This window comes from Tenacibaculum sp. TC6, assembly GCF_050606265.1.
In the GTDB taxonomy this organism is placed as follows: domain Bacteria; phylum Bacteroidota; class Bacteroidia; order Flavobacteriales; family Flavobacteriaceae; genus Polaribacter.
Map to the genome: position 1 here is coordinate 1 of NZ_JBOCUK010000018.1, position 14,878 is coordinate 14,878.

Consider the following 14,878-nt stretch of genomic DNA (forward strand, 5'->3'; position numbering starts at 1 on the left):
TCTTTTTGAGTACGTTTTACATGTTTGTTTTTCATGACACTTAATTTTTAGTGTAACGCTATTTCAGGACGGGACAGTTTATTCATAAAAAAACCACCTGATATCAGGTGGTTTTCTTTTTATAATTAAGAATGTGTTTTTCTTATTTTACAAAGTTTATTTTACGCATACGTAAACTTTCAGGAGTTACTTCTAAATACTCATCGTCTTTAATGTATTCCATACATTCTTCTAATGACATATCAATTTTCGGAGCAATTTTAACCCCGTCATCAGAACCTGATGCACGTACGTTAGTTAACTTCTTACCTTTAATTAAGTTTACAGCTAAATCATCTTGTTTTGCATTTTCTCCAACAACCTGACCTTTATAGATTTCTTGGTTAGGATCAATAAAGAATTTACCTCTATCTTGTAAACGGTCAATCGCATAAGCTGTTGCTTTACCTGCTTCAGAAGAAATAATGGCTCCGTTTACAATATCAGAAAACTCTCCTTTATACGCATCATAACCACGTAAACGGTGGTTTATAATAGCTTCTCCTTGAGTTGCTGTTAATAGTTTATTACGTAAACCTATCAATCCTCTTGAAGGAATATCAAATTCTAAATGTTGTAAGTCTCCTTTTGGCTCCATTACTAATAAATCTCCCTTACGCATTGTTACCAAGTTAATGGCTTTACTAGCTAAATCTTCCGGAACATCTATTACTAAAGTTTCATAAGGCTCACATTTTACTCCGTCTATTTCTTTAAAAATTACTTGCGGACGCCCAACCTGTAATTCATAACCTTCACGACGCATAGTTTCAATTAATACAGATAAATGTAGTATTCCTCGCCCGAAAACGTTGAATTTATCTTCTGTATCGGTATCTTCTACTCTTAAAGCTAAGTTTTTCTCAGTTTCTTTATATAAACGGTCACGTAAATGACGAGATGTTACATATTTACCTTCTTTACCATAGAACGGAGAGTTATTAATGGTAAATAACATGCTCATTGTTGGCTTATCAACTTCTATTCTTGGTAATGCTTCTGGTGCTTCTAAATCTGCAATTGTATCTCCAATTTCAAAATCATCTAAACCGGTAACTGCACAAATATCTCCACTACGTACTTTTTCTGCTTCAGCTTTACCCATTCCTTCAAAGACGTGTAATTCTTTAATACGTACTTTTTTAGTCGTACCATCAGCTTTACAAAGCATATAATCTTTATTCTTTTCTAAATCGCCACGATAAACACGTCCGATAGCAATTCTTCCTTTAAATGAAGAATAATCTAATGAAGTAATTTGCATTTGTGGTGATCCTTCTCTATAAGGCGCCTCCGGAATGGTTTCTAAAACAGCATCTAATAAAGGAATAATGTCTGTTGTTGGTTGATTCCAATCAGTACTCATCCATCCATTCTTAGCTGAACCGTAAATAGTAGTAAAATCTAATTGTTCTTCATTGGCTTCTAAAGCAAACATTAAATCGAAAACTTTTTCATGTACTAAATCAGGGGTACAGTTTTCTTTATCTACTTTATTTACCACAACTATAGGAGTTAATCCTAATTCAATTGCTTTTCCTAATACAAAACGAGTTTGTGGCATTGGTCCTTCAAAAGCATCTACAAGTAGTAAAACACCGTCGGCCATTTTAAGTACACGCTCTACCTCACCTCCAAAGTCGGCGTGCCCAGGAGTATCGATAACATTAATTTTTACACCTTTGTAATTTACGGATACGTTTTTAGATAAAATGGTAATACCACGTTCACGTTCTAAATCGTTATTATCTAATAATAAATCTGTACGTTCTTTACGCTCATCTAAAATTTTAGCCTGATCTATAATTTTATCAACCAAGGTGGTTTTACCGTGGTCAACGTGTGCTATAATAGCGATGTTTCTAATTGACTGCATTTTGCTACATTAAATTTGGCGCAAAAGTAGTATATTATTATGTAATAAATTACAGATTTTGAATTATGAATAAAAAAAATCCTGTAACCCTTATAATCAACTAGAAAACAAAAGGTAAACTTACTCTTTTTCTTTATCTAATTCGCTATCATCTTCACGAAAAGCACTGGGAAGTATATCCGGAATTAATTTAATAAGAAGAGGTAAAAGTAAGGCTCCTCCCGGTAACATAAAAACAGTAAACGCAGGAATAGCCTTACAAATATCTAAGGTTTGATCTTTAACCTTCTTTTTTTCTTCATCAGTTAAAGAGGTGGTTAATGATTTTTTTATTAAAAAAATTAACTCCTTACTTTCTTGAAGTTCTTTAGCTAATCGTTTTTTATTTATTTGAATAGCTTCTTTTATTTCTTCAACGGTAGTCATTAAAGCTTACGACGTGCTTTTTCTACTTTTAACAGATTCAACTCTCTTGATGTTTGCCCAGCAACCGAAGTATTTTCTTCTGCTCTACGTATTAAGTAAGGCATTACGTCTCGTACAGGGCCAAACGGTACATATTTAGCTACATTATATCCTTCTTTAGCTAAATTAAAACTTATATGATCACTCATTCCATATAACTGTCCGAACCACATTCTTCTGTCATTAGCTTCTATATTATGTTTTTCAGCTAAATCCATTAGTAAATATGAACTATCTTCATTATGAGTTCCTGCAAAAATAGCCATGTTTTTATGCTCCATCATATAGGTGATAGCCTCATTATAGTTATCATCTGTGGCCTTTTTATTTGCACATATAGGAGATTCATAGCCTTTCTCTTCAGCTCTTGCTCTTTCTTTTTCCATATAAGCACCACGAACGACTTTCATTCCTATATGAAATCCTTTTTGGTGAGCTCTTTGATGTAACCCTCTCAAATAATCCATTCTATCATGGCGATACATTTGTAAGGTATTAAATATGATTGCTTTCTCTTTATTATAAGTCTCCATAAGTTCTTCTACTAAATCATCTGCAGCATCTTGCATCCAACTCTCTTCAGCATCAACTAATAAAGGAACATTTTTTTCTGCCGCCGCTCTACATACTTTATGAAAACGTTCAACTATTTTTTCCCATTCAACTTTTTCATTTGCTGTTAAATCTTCTCCTTCAGTTATTTTTTGATATATCGCAAAACGACCAAACCCTGTTGGTTTAAAAACGGCAAAAGGAATTGCTTTTTTTTCTGCTGCAAAATCAATTGTTTTTAAGGTCATTCGTAAAGCATCATCAAATTGAGCTTCATCTTCTTTTCCTTCAACAGAATAATCTAAAATACTATGAACATTACCTATTTCGTACATTTTTTCAATGTTTGGTAAACAATCATCTTCTGTTACACCTCCACAAAAATGGTCAAATACAGTCGCTCTAATTAAACCTTCTACAGGTAAATGTGCTTTTAAAGCAAAATTTGTTACCGCAGTACCTATACGAACCATAGGTTGGCTTTGAATCATTTTAAATAAAAAGTACGCTCTTTCTAATTCAGAGTCTGATTTTAATTTAAATGCTGTTTCTGTGTTGTCAAATAGTTTCATCAACCAAGTAATGTTATTATTAATTTGGGAAACAAATATAGGCGTCTGGTATGATATATTTCAATTTTTTCTATTTATTTTGCGGCTTCATTAAATAATAAAAAATGACATCTATACAAGCGGTAACCTACCCTATTCACTTCGAGGAAAAAGCATATGAAGAATTAGCTAAAACCATAGTTAACAACAACTATTCTTCTATTTTTATTTTAGTTGATGATAATACGTTAGAACACTGCTACCCTAGGTTTATGCAATTATTTGCTACTGATAAATCCATTGAAATAATTCAAATAAACCCCGGTGAAGTTTATAAAAATATTGAAACTTGTGTTGGTGTATGGAATGTTATGACAGAATTAGGAGCTGATAGAAAAAGTTTACTTATTACACTAGGTGGTGGAGTTATTACTGATTTAGGTGGTTTTGTTGCTTCTACTTTTAAACGTGGAATTGACTTTATTAATATTCCTACTACATTACTTAGCATGGTAGATGCTTCTGTCGGAGGGAAAACCGGAGTCGATTTAGGAGTTTTGAAGAATCAGATTGGAGTATTTGCTAATCCTGAAATGATTGTTATTGACCCGGAGTATTTACATACTGTTTCTGCTCGTGAAATCCGTTCGGGTACTGCTGAAATTATAAAATATGGAATGACTCATGATCTTAATCTGTTTAACCAGATTAAAGATAATCCTAGTCTTAATATTATTGATTTGATTCATCGTTCTATAGAAATTAAAAATGAAGTTGTTTTAGCTGACCCTAAAGAAAAAAATATTAGAAAAGTTTTAAACTGGGGCCATACTATTGGACATGGAGTTGAATCTTATTTCTTAGACAGCCCCCATAAAGATAACTTAACTCATGGTGAAGCTATTGCCATTGGTATGGTATGTGAAGCTTACTTGTCGAGCAAAGTTTTAGGTTTTCCGTTTGATCAAGTAACTGAAATTAAAAAGGCAATTATCACTATTTACGGAAAAGCTAATTTAGTTACAGAAGATTTTAATACTATTATTGATCTTATGAAGCATGATAAGAAAAATATAGGAGGCAACATTAATTTTGTTTTACTAAATAACTACGAAGATTTTAAAATTGATTGTAAAGTTCCTTTAGAGCTTATAAAAGAAAGTTTACAGTTTTATGCTAATTAATTAGCATAAAACTGTAAACTCTATATTGTTACATTATACAATTACAGTATAACACTTTTTATAAATGGATTCATACTGAGGTAAAATTGTATCTAACGAAAATAGCCTAGTATGTTCTTTTGCATTCATTTTAAATTCATTTAGTACGGCGTCACTCTTTAAAATGTGAACTGCGTTTTTTGCCATATCTTCAACATCCCCAACGTCACTTAAAAAACCGGTAACTCCATCTATATTAACTTCCGGTAATCCACCTGAATTAGTTGATATAACTGCTGTTCCTGCTGCCATTGCCTCTAAAGCTGCCAATCCGAAACTTTCTGTTTTTGAAGGAAGTAAAAACACATCCGTATAACACAATATTTTTGCTACTTCATTGCTATTTCCCATAAATAAGACTTTGTCTTCTAACTTTAATTCTTTAACCAAGTTTTCGGCCTTTAAACGTTCGGGGCCGTCACCCACCATTAATAACTTAGACGGTATTTTTTTTTGAACTTTATGGAAAATTTTTATGACATCATCTGTTCTTTTTACAGGTCTAAAGTTACTTATATGTGTCAAAATACGCTCATGCTCCTGCGCCAAAGCACTTCTCTTACATTCGTCATTTTGTGCTTTAGCATATTTTTGACCATCAATAAAATTATAAACTACTTTAATATCTTTTTCAATATTGAATAATCTTAATGTATCATCCTTCAAACTTTGTGATACGGCTGTAACTTCATCTGATTTATTAATACTAAACTCTACTGCTGTTTTATAAGTTGGATGGCTTCCTACCAAAGTAATATCTGTTCCGTGTAAGGTTGTAACCACTTTAACATTAATTCCTTTATCTAACAACATTTTTTTAGCCATATAAGCTGCATAGGCATGTGGAATTGCATAATGTACATGTAATACTTCCAGTTGGTATTTTTGTACTATTTCTACCATTTTACTTGATAATGCCAGTTCGTAAGGTTGATATTCAAATAAAGGGTATTCTTCTAAAACTACTTCATGAAAATGTAATCTGTGAGAAATAAAATCCAATCTTACCGGTTGATTGTATGTTATGAAATGTACCTCATGTCCTTTATCTGCCAGAGCCATTCCTAATTCAGTTGCTACTACACCACTACCTCCAAACGTAGGGTAACACACAATACCTATTTTCATATTTTCAAGGTTATTTTAATAAGGGTTTATGACGTAAATTTACGTTTATTTCTAAAAAAAATCACAAAAAAACGCCATTGGTATTAGCAATGGCGTTGTCTATTTTTTATTTTAAACATTTAGTAATCTCCTAATGTTTCCGGGTTTTGCGCTAAAGCTGCCTCTAATTGTTCATCATTAGGTGCTTTACCATGCCAAGCATGTGTATGCATCATAAAATCTACTCCATTACCCATTTCAGTATATAATAATACACATACAGGTTTTCCTTTTCCGGTACGAGATTTTGCTTCAGCCATTCCTTCTAAAATAGCTTCTACATTATTTCCTTTTTGTATTTCAACTACATCCCATCCAAAAGCCTCAAATTTAGCTTTTAAACTTCCCATAGCTAATACTTCATCTGTAGTACCGTCAATTTGCTTTTCATTAACATCTACAGTTGAAATTAAGTTATCAACTTTTTTAGCTGCTGCATACATAGCAGCTTCCCATATTTGACCTTCTTGTAACTCTCCGTCACCATGTAATGAATATACTGTTTTAGTATCTCCATTTAACTTTTTAGCTTCAGCTGCTCCTATAGCCACACTCATTCCTTGTCCTAAAGACCCAGAAGCAATACGAATACCCGGTAAATGCTCATGTGTTGTTGGATGTCCTTGTAAACGAGTATTTAACTTTCTAAATGTTGCTAATTCAGCAACAGGAAAGAAACCACTACGAGCTAAAACGCTATAATATACTGGTGATATATGTCCGTTAGACAAGAAAAATAAATCTTCATTTTTCCCATCCATAGAAAAATCAGTAGCGTAATCCATGATTTCTTGGTACAAGCATGTAAAAAACTCAGCACATCCTAATGAACCACCCGGGTGACCTGAATCTACAGCATGAACCATACGAACAATATCTCTGCGAACTTGTTGCGTAAAATCTTGAAGTTGTTGTGTTGTTGGCATTCTTGTTTAGTTTTATAGCGACAAATGTAATTGTTTAAAAAAGAATGAGCAATTACTTTTTTTATTTCTTATAAAAACAAAAGGGTTCATTTGTTTACACTTTCTTTTTCGTTTAATTTTCCCGTTGTAACTATATAATGAGTTGAACCCTTTTTACGTGCCTCAAAGAACCTAATTATTAAAAGTGTACGCAAAACCTTATAGTCGATTTTCATGAAAATCGACTACTAAAAACTGAAGTAAATCTATAAATCAAGCACATAACTATTCCAGTTTTTAATCGAAAAAAACGTAGCTTTGAAAAAAATAATTGTTTTATGCTTGTTTATAAAAAGGTACTACTTATACTTAGTTTATTTTTTTCTCTAAACTCCATTATAAATGCACAAGATAAGTTCAATATTCCCGACTCTTTAACTCTAAAAAGTTTTCATGAGCTTGACAGCCTTTTTTATGCTTGTAAACCGGATACTCTTAAATGTATAGTTTATTCAAAGGCTGAATACTTTAAAGCATTAAAAGAAAAAGATACTATGGAGATGCTTAACGGTAAATATAAATTAGCCGATATAAAGAATAATGATTCTATCTATCTAAGATTTTGTGATTCATTAATTGAAGTTTGTAAAAAGAAACCTTCAAAAAATTTTCCTGCTGCAATTTATTTAAGAAAAGCTCGGTTTTTCTTTCAAAAAAGGATAAACAGCCTAGCTTTAAACGAACTTGTCGAGGCTAAAAAATACATTAATATTAAAAATAATGATAGTATAAATGCTATTCGTCTTTTTCTAACTGGGCTAATTAAATCTTCTGTAGGAAAAAAAAGGGAAGCTCTTAAGTACTATAAAAATTGTTATACACTTGTAGATAAAAACAACCTTTTCTATGCTAATGATGATTTCTTGTCCTTACTAGGAAATATTTCTTTAATTTATACTAAACTAGACAACTTAGACTCCGCTAGTTATTATAATAAAAAAAACACAACAATTTATAAGAATTTAAAAGACACTACTTTTTTATCCTTTAATAAATATATTAATGGTGTAATTCAATATAAAAAAGGTAATTATAAAGATGCTGCTACAAGTTTCATTAGTTCTATCAAAGGGTATAAAGATGATGAAAACATCTATGGATTAACAAAAATTTATGCTTATATTGGAGAAACTTTTGAATATTTAAGAGATATACAAAACTCTCTCAAGTATCATCTTAAAACTGACTCAATTTATGATAAACATTCAATAAAGCATCCATTTGTTAAAAAAAGTTTTATTTTTTTAATTAATTATTATGAAAATAAGAATAACACTTATAAACAATTAGAATACATCAACAAACTTCTAGAAATTAAAGAGTTTGAACTTACAGAAAAAAACAAAATTCAAGAAACGTTTACTAATGAGTTTGATATTCCTAATTTATTAGCTGAACGTAAACGAATAGTTGAAGCATTAGAAACTAAATCAAAAAGAAACCAATTTATTTACGTAATATTACTTTTAACTTTTTTAGGCATTATTGGATATCAAATTAGAAAAAAAAGAGACTATAAAAAACGTTTCTTAACACTAATTAATCAAGAGAACTTTAAAAGTAATTTGCCCGTTATTAATAAAAGCACTGAGAATTCAAAAAGTCAAACTTTAATTTCTGATGAAATAGCCCAGCCTATCTTGCAACGTTTAGCTGCTTTTGAACAAAATGAGATTTTTTTAGATAGTGCTATCAATCTTCAAACGTTAGCTTCTGAACTAAATACCAATGCTAATTATTTATCTAAAGTAATTAATCAATACAAAAACAGTTCTTTTTCAAATTATATGAATAAACTCAGAATTGAGTACGCTGTTCATCGACTGAAAAAAGATCCTTTATGGAGAAAATATACAATTAAAGCAATTGCAAATGAGGTAGGCTTTAAAAATGCAGAGTCATTTTCAAAAGCTTTTTATAAGTATACGGAGCTTAGACCCTCATATTTTATTAAAGAATTGGATAAGGTTGATATCAATTAGGTTTTTTGTTTTTTCTTTTTAGCGGCCGGAAATAATACATTATTAAGAATCAATCGATAACCCGGTGATGTTGGATGCAAATCCAACTCTGTTTTCGGGTCGCCCACTCTATGTTGATAATCTTCCGGATCATGCCCTCCGTAAAACGTAAACATTCCTTTACCTTTTACTCCGTGTATATAACGGGCTTCACCGTTCATTTTACTATCTCCCAATATCATAACAGTAGATTTTATAGTTGATCGGTCAAAAGAAGTGGTTTGCCCCATAAATCCCTTTACTAATTGGGTATGATTTTGAGTTAACATCGTAGGTACTTGATCCCATTTAGCAGAAAACTCTTTAAGCGTAAAATAATCGGTTTCTTTATTAATTCTTCTCTTTGTTGTCATATCAATAGAAGAGAATTCATAGGTAGTTGGATTACGAACCAACTCAAAATCTTTAAAAGCAAAAGTTTTAGTAAAATCTATTTTTGATTGATAATTAGGTTCCGACGGATCTCCATCAAACATGCTTTCACAAATATCTACTCCATCTGCCGCCAATGCTATATCAAAACTATCAGTTGCAGAACACATGGCAAACATAAAACCTCCGCCTACTACATAATTTCTTATTTTTTTTGCTACTTCTCCTTTTTCAACCGATACTTTCGTATACCCTAATTTTGATGCTAATGCCTCGGCTTCCTTTTTTTGCTGAATATACCAAGGCGCCGTACGATACGCTCCATAAAAACGCCCATATTGCCCTGTAAAATCTTCATGATGTAAATGAAGCCATTCGTACAGTAATAATTTATCATTCAATACTTCTTCATCATATATCACATCAAACGGAATTTCAGCATACGTTAATACCATGGTTACAGCATCATCCCAAGGCATTTTATCTTTAGGAGAATATACGGCTATTTTGGGTGCTTTTTCTAACAGTACTGCTTCTTGGTTTTTTGAAGGTGAAGAGATTCCTTCTAAAATAATTTGTGATTTTGCATCAGAAACAATTTGATAGGAAACCCCTCTTATTTTACACTCTCTTTCAACATCCTCATTATTTTCAATTAAAAATGCTCCTCCGTCATAATTCAGCAACCATTTTGCTTTTAATCCATTTTGTAGCGCATAATAAACAATACCATACGCTTTTAAATGATTCTTTTGGTTATCATGACTCATAGGCAAGTATATAAAAGTAGCCCAAAGTGAGTTAGAGAATACTAAAAACAGTAGTGTATAAATTATTTTTTTCATGGTAAAAACTAAAATACACAATTATACTGGTATAATTGTGTATTTATATCTTTTTAAGAGTTATTTAGTTTTTAAAAAGGTACATCATCCATTCCCATATCATCTGCCGGACCGAAAGCATCTTCCGGTGAAGCAAAATTATTGGATGCTATTTCATCATTAAATCCGGAATTCATACTTGATTGAAACTCGCTACTGAATCCTTCTTCCAAATCTGAGAATTTGGCTAAATGTCCTGTAAATTTTAAACGAATATTATCCAATCCACCGTTACGGTGTTTTGCTACAATAAATTCTCCTTGTCCTTCACATGGTGAATGATCATCGTCATCCCATTCTGTCATACCATAATATTCCGGTCTAAAGATAAACGATACAATATCGGCATCTTGCTCAATAGCTCCGGATTCACGAAGATCAGATAATAAAGGACGTTTACTTCCTCCACGGGTTTCTACCGAACGTGATAACTGTGATAATGCTATTACCGGAACATTTAATTCTTTTGCTAAAGCTTTTAAGTTACGTGAAATAGTAGAAATTTCTTGTTCACGGTTTCCTCCTCCTGCTCCTCCGGCTGTCATTAACTGTAAGTAATCTATAATTAATATTCTTACATTATGCTGAGAAACTAAACGGCGGGCTTTGGCTCTTAAATCGAAAATTGATAATGCCGGAGTATCATCTATAAAAATAGGAGCATCAGACAGTTTTTTAACCTTTACGTTTAACTGCTCCCATTCGTGTGGTTCTAAATTTCCTTTACGTAATTTTTCAGAAGTTAACCCTGTTTCCGAAGAAATCATACGTGTTATTAACTGTACAGAAGACATCTCTAGAGAGAAAACAGCCACTGCATGGTTAAATTCAATAGCCATATTTTTTGCCATCGAAATTACAAACGCTGTTTTACCCATACCCGGACGAGCTGCAATAATAATTAAATCGGTAGGTTGCCATCCGGAAGTTAATGCATCTAGCTTTGTAAATCCTGTTGCTAACCCACTCATTCCTTCTTTAGTAGAAATTTCCTGGATTTTATTAATCGACTGCTGTACTAATGAGTCTGCTCTTTCCGCTCCTTTTTTTAGGTTTCCTTGAGTTACTTCAAATAACTTGCTTTCCGCATCATCTAATAAATCAAATACATCAGCAGTTTCATCGTATGAATTTTCTATTATTTCAGATGAAATAGTAATTAATTTTCTTTTGATGAACTTCTCAAGTATAATTCTTGAATGAAACTCTATATGAGCAGAAGATGCTACTTTTTGGGTTAAACTTATCAGATAAAAATCACCTCCAACTAATTCCAGTTTTGCACTTTTTCTTAATTGGTTGGATACGGATAATAAATCTATAGGTTCTGAATTTTGGAATAGTGTATAAATAGCCTCATAAATTTCTTGATGACGCTTATCATAAAATGCCTCAGGGTGTAAAATATCAATTACCGTATCTATCCCTTTTTTATCAATCATCATAGCTCCCAACACTGCTTCTTCTAAGTCTAAAGCTTGTGGTGGCAACTTTCCTTTCTCTAAATTAATAATACGTGATTTATCTATTTTTGTACCTCTAACTGATTGCATTCTTTCCATAGTGGCAAATGTAATTTTTTAAGATGATATTTATAAAACTCCCTCCAATTTTCTTTTTACACATTTTTTGTAAACAAAACTGTTATTAACTTGTTGATAACGTTATATCTTTCTTATTTTTGATGGCCATGAAGCACTCTAAAAGAACTATTTTTCTTGTTATTTTATTGCCTATTCAATACTTATTAGTGCAATTTTTAAGCCAAAAACCTCAATGGATTGAGCGTTATTACAGTAATGGTATTTTTCCTGTTATTTCAAAAATAGTAAGATTCCTTTTGGGATGGATTCCGTTTTCTTTTGGTGATGTTCTAGGTTTTATTTTAATTTTTATAGGCCTCAAAAAGTTATATACACTATGTGTTACTAAATTTAAACATTTTGGATACACAATACTTCATTTTACAGCTTTTTTATCGGTGCTATTTTTTAGTTTCTATGCTTTTTGGGGATTCAATTATTTCAGAGAGCCTTTGGCTAAAAATTTAGGGTTGCAACAATCTGAATACACAACTGAGCAACTCTATACCACTACGCAAAAAATTGTATTGCTTTTAAATGAAAGTCATCTAAACATTACTAAAAATGATACTTTAGAAGTTCAGGTTCCGTATTCTTCCGGTGATATATATAAAATGGCACCTGAAGGTTTTAAGGAGTTAGCCAAAATTTACCCGCAATTAAGTTATACTATTCCTTCTATCAAAAGCTCTATAGTAAGTGTAGTACAATCATACAACGGAACGTCAGGGTATTTAAATCCTATCACCGGAGAAGCTCAAGTTAACTATCAAATTCCCAAAACAGGATATCCAACTACAACTTGCCATGAAATGGCTCATCAAATTGGTTGGGCTGCGGAAAATGATGCTAATTTTGTAGGTTTTTTAGCTTCTATTTATAATAAGGATCGGTATTTTAAATATGCGGGGTATCGTATGGCTTTTCAATATTGTATTAATGAACTTCAAAAACGTGATAAACAACTAGCCTCTGAGCTTAAAAAGAGTGTGCATAAAGGTGTTTTTAAAGATTATAAAAGCAGCTATTTGCATTGGAAACAATATGACAACCCTATAGAACCTTATTTTAAAAAAGGGTATAACTCTTATTTAAAAGCAAACAATCAAGTTAATGGTATTAACTCTTACAGTTATGTAGTAGATTTGCTTATTGCTTATTTTAAAAATTAATAATTTCTATTTTTATGAAATACAGTCTCTATTTCTTAGTATTATTTGTAATAACTGCCTGTGGTTCTTCGGAATTAAAAAGTGACTTTAATTGCTCAAATGCTTCCTATTCTAACCTTTCCAAAACAGAAGATGTACGTAATTTATTTTCTGTACAATTACCTAAAAATTGGAAGGTTAATTTATATTATGATAATGGTCAAACTTCAATTTATGCAGCAGATACTACACTAAACCTCACTAAAACGACTCTTTTTGACGCTTCTTATATTCATGCTCCTGTGTTTTTTGACGCTACTTTTAAACAAAAAATTAACGCTGATAATACTCAAATGGGGCTTGAAGAAGTTAAATCAAAAGACATAAAGCATTTAGACAAAACGTCCTTTTATAGCCTCGCTAAAGGAAAAAAAGGAAAATACACCTACCATATTCTTAATGTTTTTACCAAAGTAAACAGTGATAATTTTTTACATGTAAAGACAGAAATTTATGGAGATTCTCTAGTAAACGAACGTATTTGTAAAGCTATTAATTTACTTGATAAAATTGAAGTTAAATAATTATTGACTTAGTACTATTCAATTTACCTTTATATTGATTTTAAAATTCATTTGGTATCCCTATTTTTGGGCTTTAAAATAAAAAACATGGACAAACAACATATAATTAATCGTTTCATAAAATATGTAACCATAGATACAGAGAGTGATCCTAACAATCCGGCTTTTCCGAGTACTGAAAAACAATGGGATTTAGCTAAGGTTCTTGAAAAAGAATTAAAAGAGATTGGTATGGTAGATGTTGAATTAGATGAAAACTGCTACCTAATGGCTACTTTGCCTAGTAATTTAGATTACGAGGTTCCTACCATTGGTTTTGTGGCACATATAGATACAAGTCCAGACTTTACCGGTGCTAATGTGAAGCCACAAATTCATGAAAATTATGATGGTGGCGATATTCTTTTAAATGCTACTGAAAATATTGTTTTGTCTCCTAGTTATTTTGAAGATTTACTACAATATAAAGGGCAAACACTTATTACAACTGACGGAACTACCTTATTAGGTGCCGATGATAAGGCCGGAGTTACTGAAATAGTTTCTGCCATGGAATATTTAATTCAACACCCGGAAATTAAGCATGGAAAAATTCGTATTTGCTTTACTCCTGATGAAGAAGTTGGTAAAGGTGCTCATCTTTTTGATGTTGAAAAGTTTGGTGCTGAATGGGCTTATACTATGGATGGAAGTCAAATTGGAGAGTTAGAATATGAAAACTTTAATGCGGCCGGTGCTAAAGTTACTATTACCGGTAAAATTGTTCACCCAGGATACGCTAAAGGTAAAATGATTAACTCTATGACGATTGCCAGTGAGTTTATTAATGCTTTACCGGAAGATGAAGTACCTGAAAAAACTACCGGATATGAAGGTTTCTTCCATTTACATCACATGGAAGGTAAAGTTGAACAAACTACCTTACATTATATCATCAGAGATCATGATATGAATCAATTTAACAACCGTAAACAGGCTATGTTAGATTTAGCTGAAGTTCTTAATGCTAAACGCGGTCAAAAATTGATTTCTGTAGAAATTAAAGATCAATACTTTAATATGAAAGAAAAGGTAACTCCTGTAATGCATATTGTTGATATTGCTGAAGAGGTAATGAAAGACATGGGAATTACGCCTATTATAAAACCTATAAGAGGAGGTACAGATGGTTCTCAATTGTCTTATAAAGGATTACCTTGTCCTAATATTTTTGCCGGTGGACATAATTTCCACGGACGTTATGAGTATGTACCTGCAGAAAGCATTGTAAAAGCTAGTGAAGTTATTATAGGTATTGCACAAAAAGTAGCGAAAAAATTTGCATAACCTTTTTTAGAGAAGTACAAAATAAATAGCCTGAGATAATTCTCAGGCTATTTTATTCTTATATAGTTTACATCTCTTTTTTATGCAACAAATTGAGGTATAAAAAACATGCTTACCTT

At 31.8% G+C, this 14,878-nt stretch carries 12 protein-coding genes; 5 read left to right on the plus strand and 7 right to left on the minus strand.

From position 1 onward, the window contains the following. Window positions 1-142: 142 nt before the first annotated feature. The 3 genes from typA to ACQY1Q_RS10795 all read right to left on the minus strand — a co-directional run bounded on the left by typA (window position 143) and on the right by ACQY1Q_RS10795 (window position 3,504). Complete coding sequence (gene typA / locus ACQY1Q_RS10785; RefSeq protein WP_431005327.1) at window positions 143-1,915, minus strand: translational GTPase TypA; 1,773 nt, start codon at window positions 1,913-1,915, stop codon at window positions 143-145. Between the two features lie 120 nt (window positions 1,916-2,035). Next, window positions 2,036-2,341 (minus strand): LETM1 domain-containing protein, encoded by a 306-nt coding sequence (locus tag ACQY1Q_RS10790; RefSeq protein ID WP_431005328.1) that lies wholly within the window; start codon window positions 2,339-2,341, stop codon window positions 2,036-2,038. Continuing rightward, window positions 2,341-3,504, minus strand: coding sequence for a proline dehydrogenase family protein (locus ACQY1Q_RS10795; RefSeq protein ID WP_431005329.1), 1,164 nt, complete (start codon window positions 3,502-3,504; stop codon window positions 2,341-2,343). Before ACQY1Q_RS10795 ends, ACQY1Q_RS10790 begins: the two co-directional genes overlap by 1 nt. 104 nt (window positions 3,505-3,608) lie before the next feature. Here ACQY1Q_RS10795 and aroB point away from each other — a divergent pair, with 104 nt between their 5' ends. Next, window positions 3,609-4,667, plus strand: a complete 1,059-nt coding sequence (aroB, locus tag ACQY1Q_RS10800; protein ID WP_431005330.1) for a 3-dehydroquinate synthase — start codon at window positions 3,609-3,611, stop codon at window positions 4,665-4,667. Window positions 4,668-4,700: 33 nt separating this feature from the next. Here the strand turns inward: aroB and bshA are convergent, their stop codons facing one another. Next, window positions 4,701-5,834: an N-acetyl-alpha-D-glucosaminyl L-malate synthase BshA gene (bshA, locus tag ACQY1Q_RS10805; protein WP_431005331.1), complete on the minus strand. Its 1,134-nt coding sequence runs from the start codon at window positions 5,832-5,834 to the stop codon at window positions 4,701-4,703. A 119-nt stretch (window positions 5,835-5,953) separates the two neighbouring features. Then, on the minus strand, window positions 5,954-6,799 hold the full coding sequence (locus tag ACQY1Q_RS10810; RefSeq protein WP_431005332.1) for a transketolase: 846 nt from the start codon (window positions 6,797-6,799) through the stop codon (window positions 5,954-5,956). Window positions 6,800-7,116: 317 nt separating this feature from the next. Here ACQY1Q_RS10810 and ACQY1Q_RS10815 point away from each other — a divergent pair, with 317 nt between their 5' ends. Beyond that, window positions 7,117-8,820: a helix-turn-helix domain-containing protein gene (locus ACQY1Q_RS10815; RefSeq protein ID WP_431005333.1), complete on the plus strand. Its 1,704-nt coding sequence runs from the start codon at window positions 7,117-7,119 to the stop codon at window positions 8,818-8,820. Here ACQY1Q_RS10815 and ACQY1Q_RS10820 read toward each other — a convergent pair. Both ACQY1Q_RS10820 and dnaB read right to left on the minus strand, forming a co-directional pair. After that, the gene (locus ACQY1Q_RS10820) at window positions 8,817-10,076 is read right to left on the minus strand and encodes an asparagine synthetase B (RefSeq protein ID WP_431005334.1); all 1,260 of its coding nucleotides are present in this window, start codon (window positions 10,074-10,076) and stop codon (window positions 8,817-8,819) included. The genes ACQY1Q_RS10815 and ACQY1Q_RS10820 overlap by 4 nt on opposite strands. Before the next feature lie 71 nt (window positions 10,077-10,147). Beyond that, entirely contained in the window at window positions 10,148-11,677 is a 1,530-nt protein-coding gene (gene dnaB, locus ACQY1Q_RS10825; RefSeq protein WP_431005335.1) for a replicative DNA helicase, read from the minus strand. Between the two features lie 128 nt (window positions 11,678-11,805). Here dnaB and ACQY1Q_RS10830 point away from each other — a divergent pair, with 128 nt between their 5' ends. The 3 genes from ACQY1Q_RS10830 (at window position 11,806) to pepT (ending at window position 14,759) form a co-directional block, all read left to right on the plus strand. Continuing rightward, entirely contained in the window at window positions 11,806-12,870 is a 1,065-nt protein-coding gene (locus ACQY1Q_RS10830) for a DUF3810 domain-containing protein (RefSeq protein WP_431005336.1), read from the plus strand. 14 nt (window positions 12,871-12,884) lie between these two features. After that, complete coding sequence (locus ACQY1Q_RS10835; protein ID WP_431005337.1) at window positions 12,885-13,433, plus strand: hypothetical protein; 549 nt, start codon at window positions 12,885-12,887, stop codon at window positions 13,431-13,433. An 87-nt stretch (window positions 13,434-13,520) separates the two neighbouring features. Continuing rightward, on the plus strand, window positions 13,521-14,759 hold the full coding sequence (pepT, locus tag ACQY1Q_RS10840; RefSeq protein ID WP_431005338.1) for a peptidase T: 1,239 nt from the start codon (window positions 13,521-13,523) through the stop codon (window positions 14,757-14,759). Window positions 14,760-14,878 lie beyond the last annotated feature (119 nt).

What these genes read in the sequence shown, in the direction of transcription:
- ACQY1Q_RS10810 (WP_431005332.1), bottom strand. Translation starts at nt 6,799, where the DNA reads ATGCCAACAACACAACAACTTCAAGATTTTACGCAACAAGTTCGCAGA.
- ACQY1Q_RS10790 (WP_431005328.1), bottom strand. Translation starts at nt 2,341, where the DNA reads ATGACTACCGTTGAAGAAATAAAAGAAGCTATTCAAATAAATAAAAAA.
- pepT (WP_431005338.1), top strand. Translation starts at nt 13,521, where the DNA reads ATGGACAAACAACATATAATTAATCGTTTCATAAAATATGTAACCATA.
- aroB (WP_431005330.1), top strand. Translation starts at nt 3,609, where the DNA reads ATGACATCTATACAAGCGGTAACCTACCCTATTCACTTCGAGGAAAAA.
- ACQY1Q_RS10820 (WP_431005334.1), bottom strand. Translation starts at nt 10,076, where the DNA reads ATGAAAAAAATAATTTATACACTACTGTTTTTAGTATTCTCTAACTCA.
- dnaB (WP_431005335.1), bottom strand. Translation starts at nt 11,677, where the DNA reads ATGGAAAGAATGCAATCAGTTAGAGGTACAAAAATAGATAAATCACGT.
- ACQY1Q_RS10795 (WP_431005329.1), bottom strand. Translation starts at nt 3,504, where the DNA reads ATGAAACTATTTGACAACACAGAAACAGCATTTAAATTAAAATCAGAC.
- ACQY1Q_RS10835 (WP_431005337.1), top strand. Translation starts at nt 12,885, where the DNA reads ATGAAATACAGTCTCTATTTCTTAGTATTATTTGTAATAACTGCCTGT.
- bshA (WP_431005331.1), bottom strand. Translation starts at nt 5,834, where the DNA reads ATGAAAATAGGTATTGTGTGTTACCCTACGTTTGGAGGTAGTGGTGTA.
- typA (WP_431005327.1), bottom strand. Translation starts at nt 1,915, where the DNA reads ATGCAGTCAATTAGAAACATCGCTATTATAGCACACGTTGACCACGGT.
- ACQY1Q_RS10815 (WP_431005333.1), top strand. Translation starts at nt 7,117, where the DNA reads ATGCTTGTTTATAAAAAGGTACTACTTATACTTAGTTTATTTTTTTCT.
- ACQY1Q_RS10830 (WP_431005336.1), top strand. Translation starts at nt 11,806, where the DNA reads ATGAAGCACTCTAAAAGAACTATTTTTCTTGTTATTTTATTGCCTATT.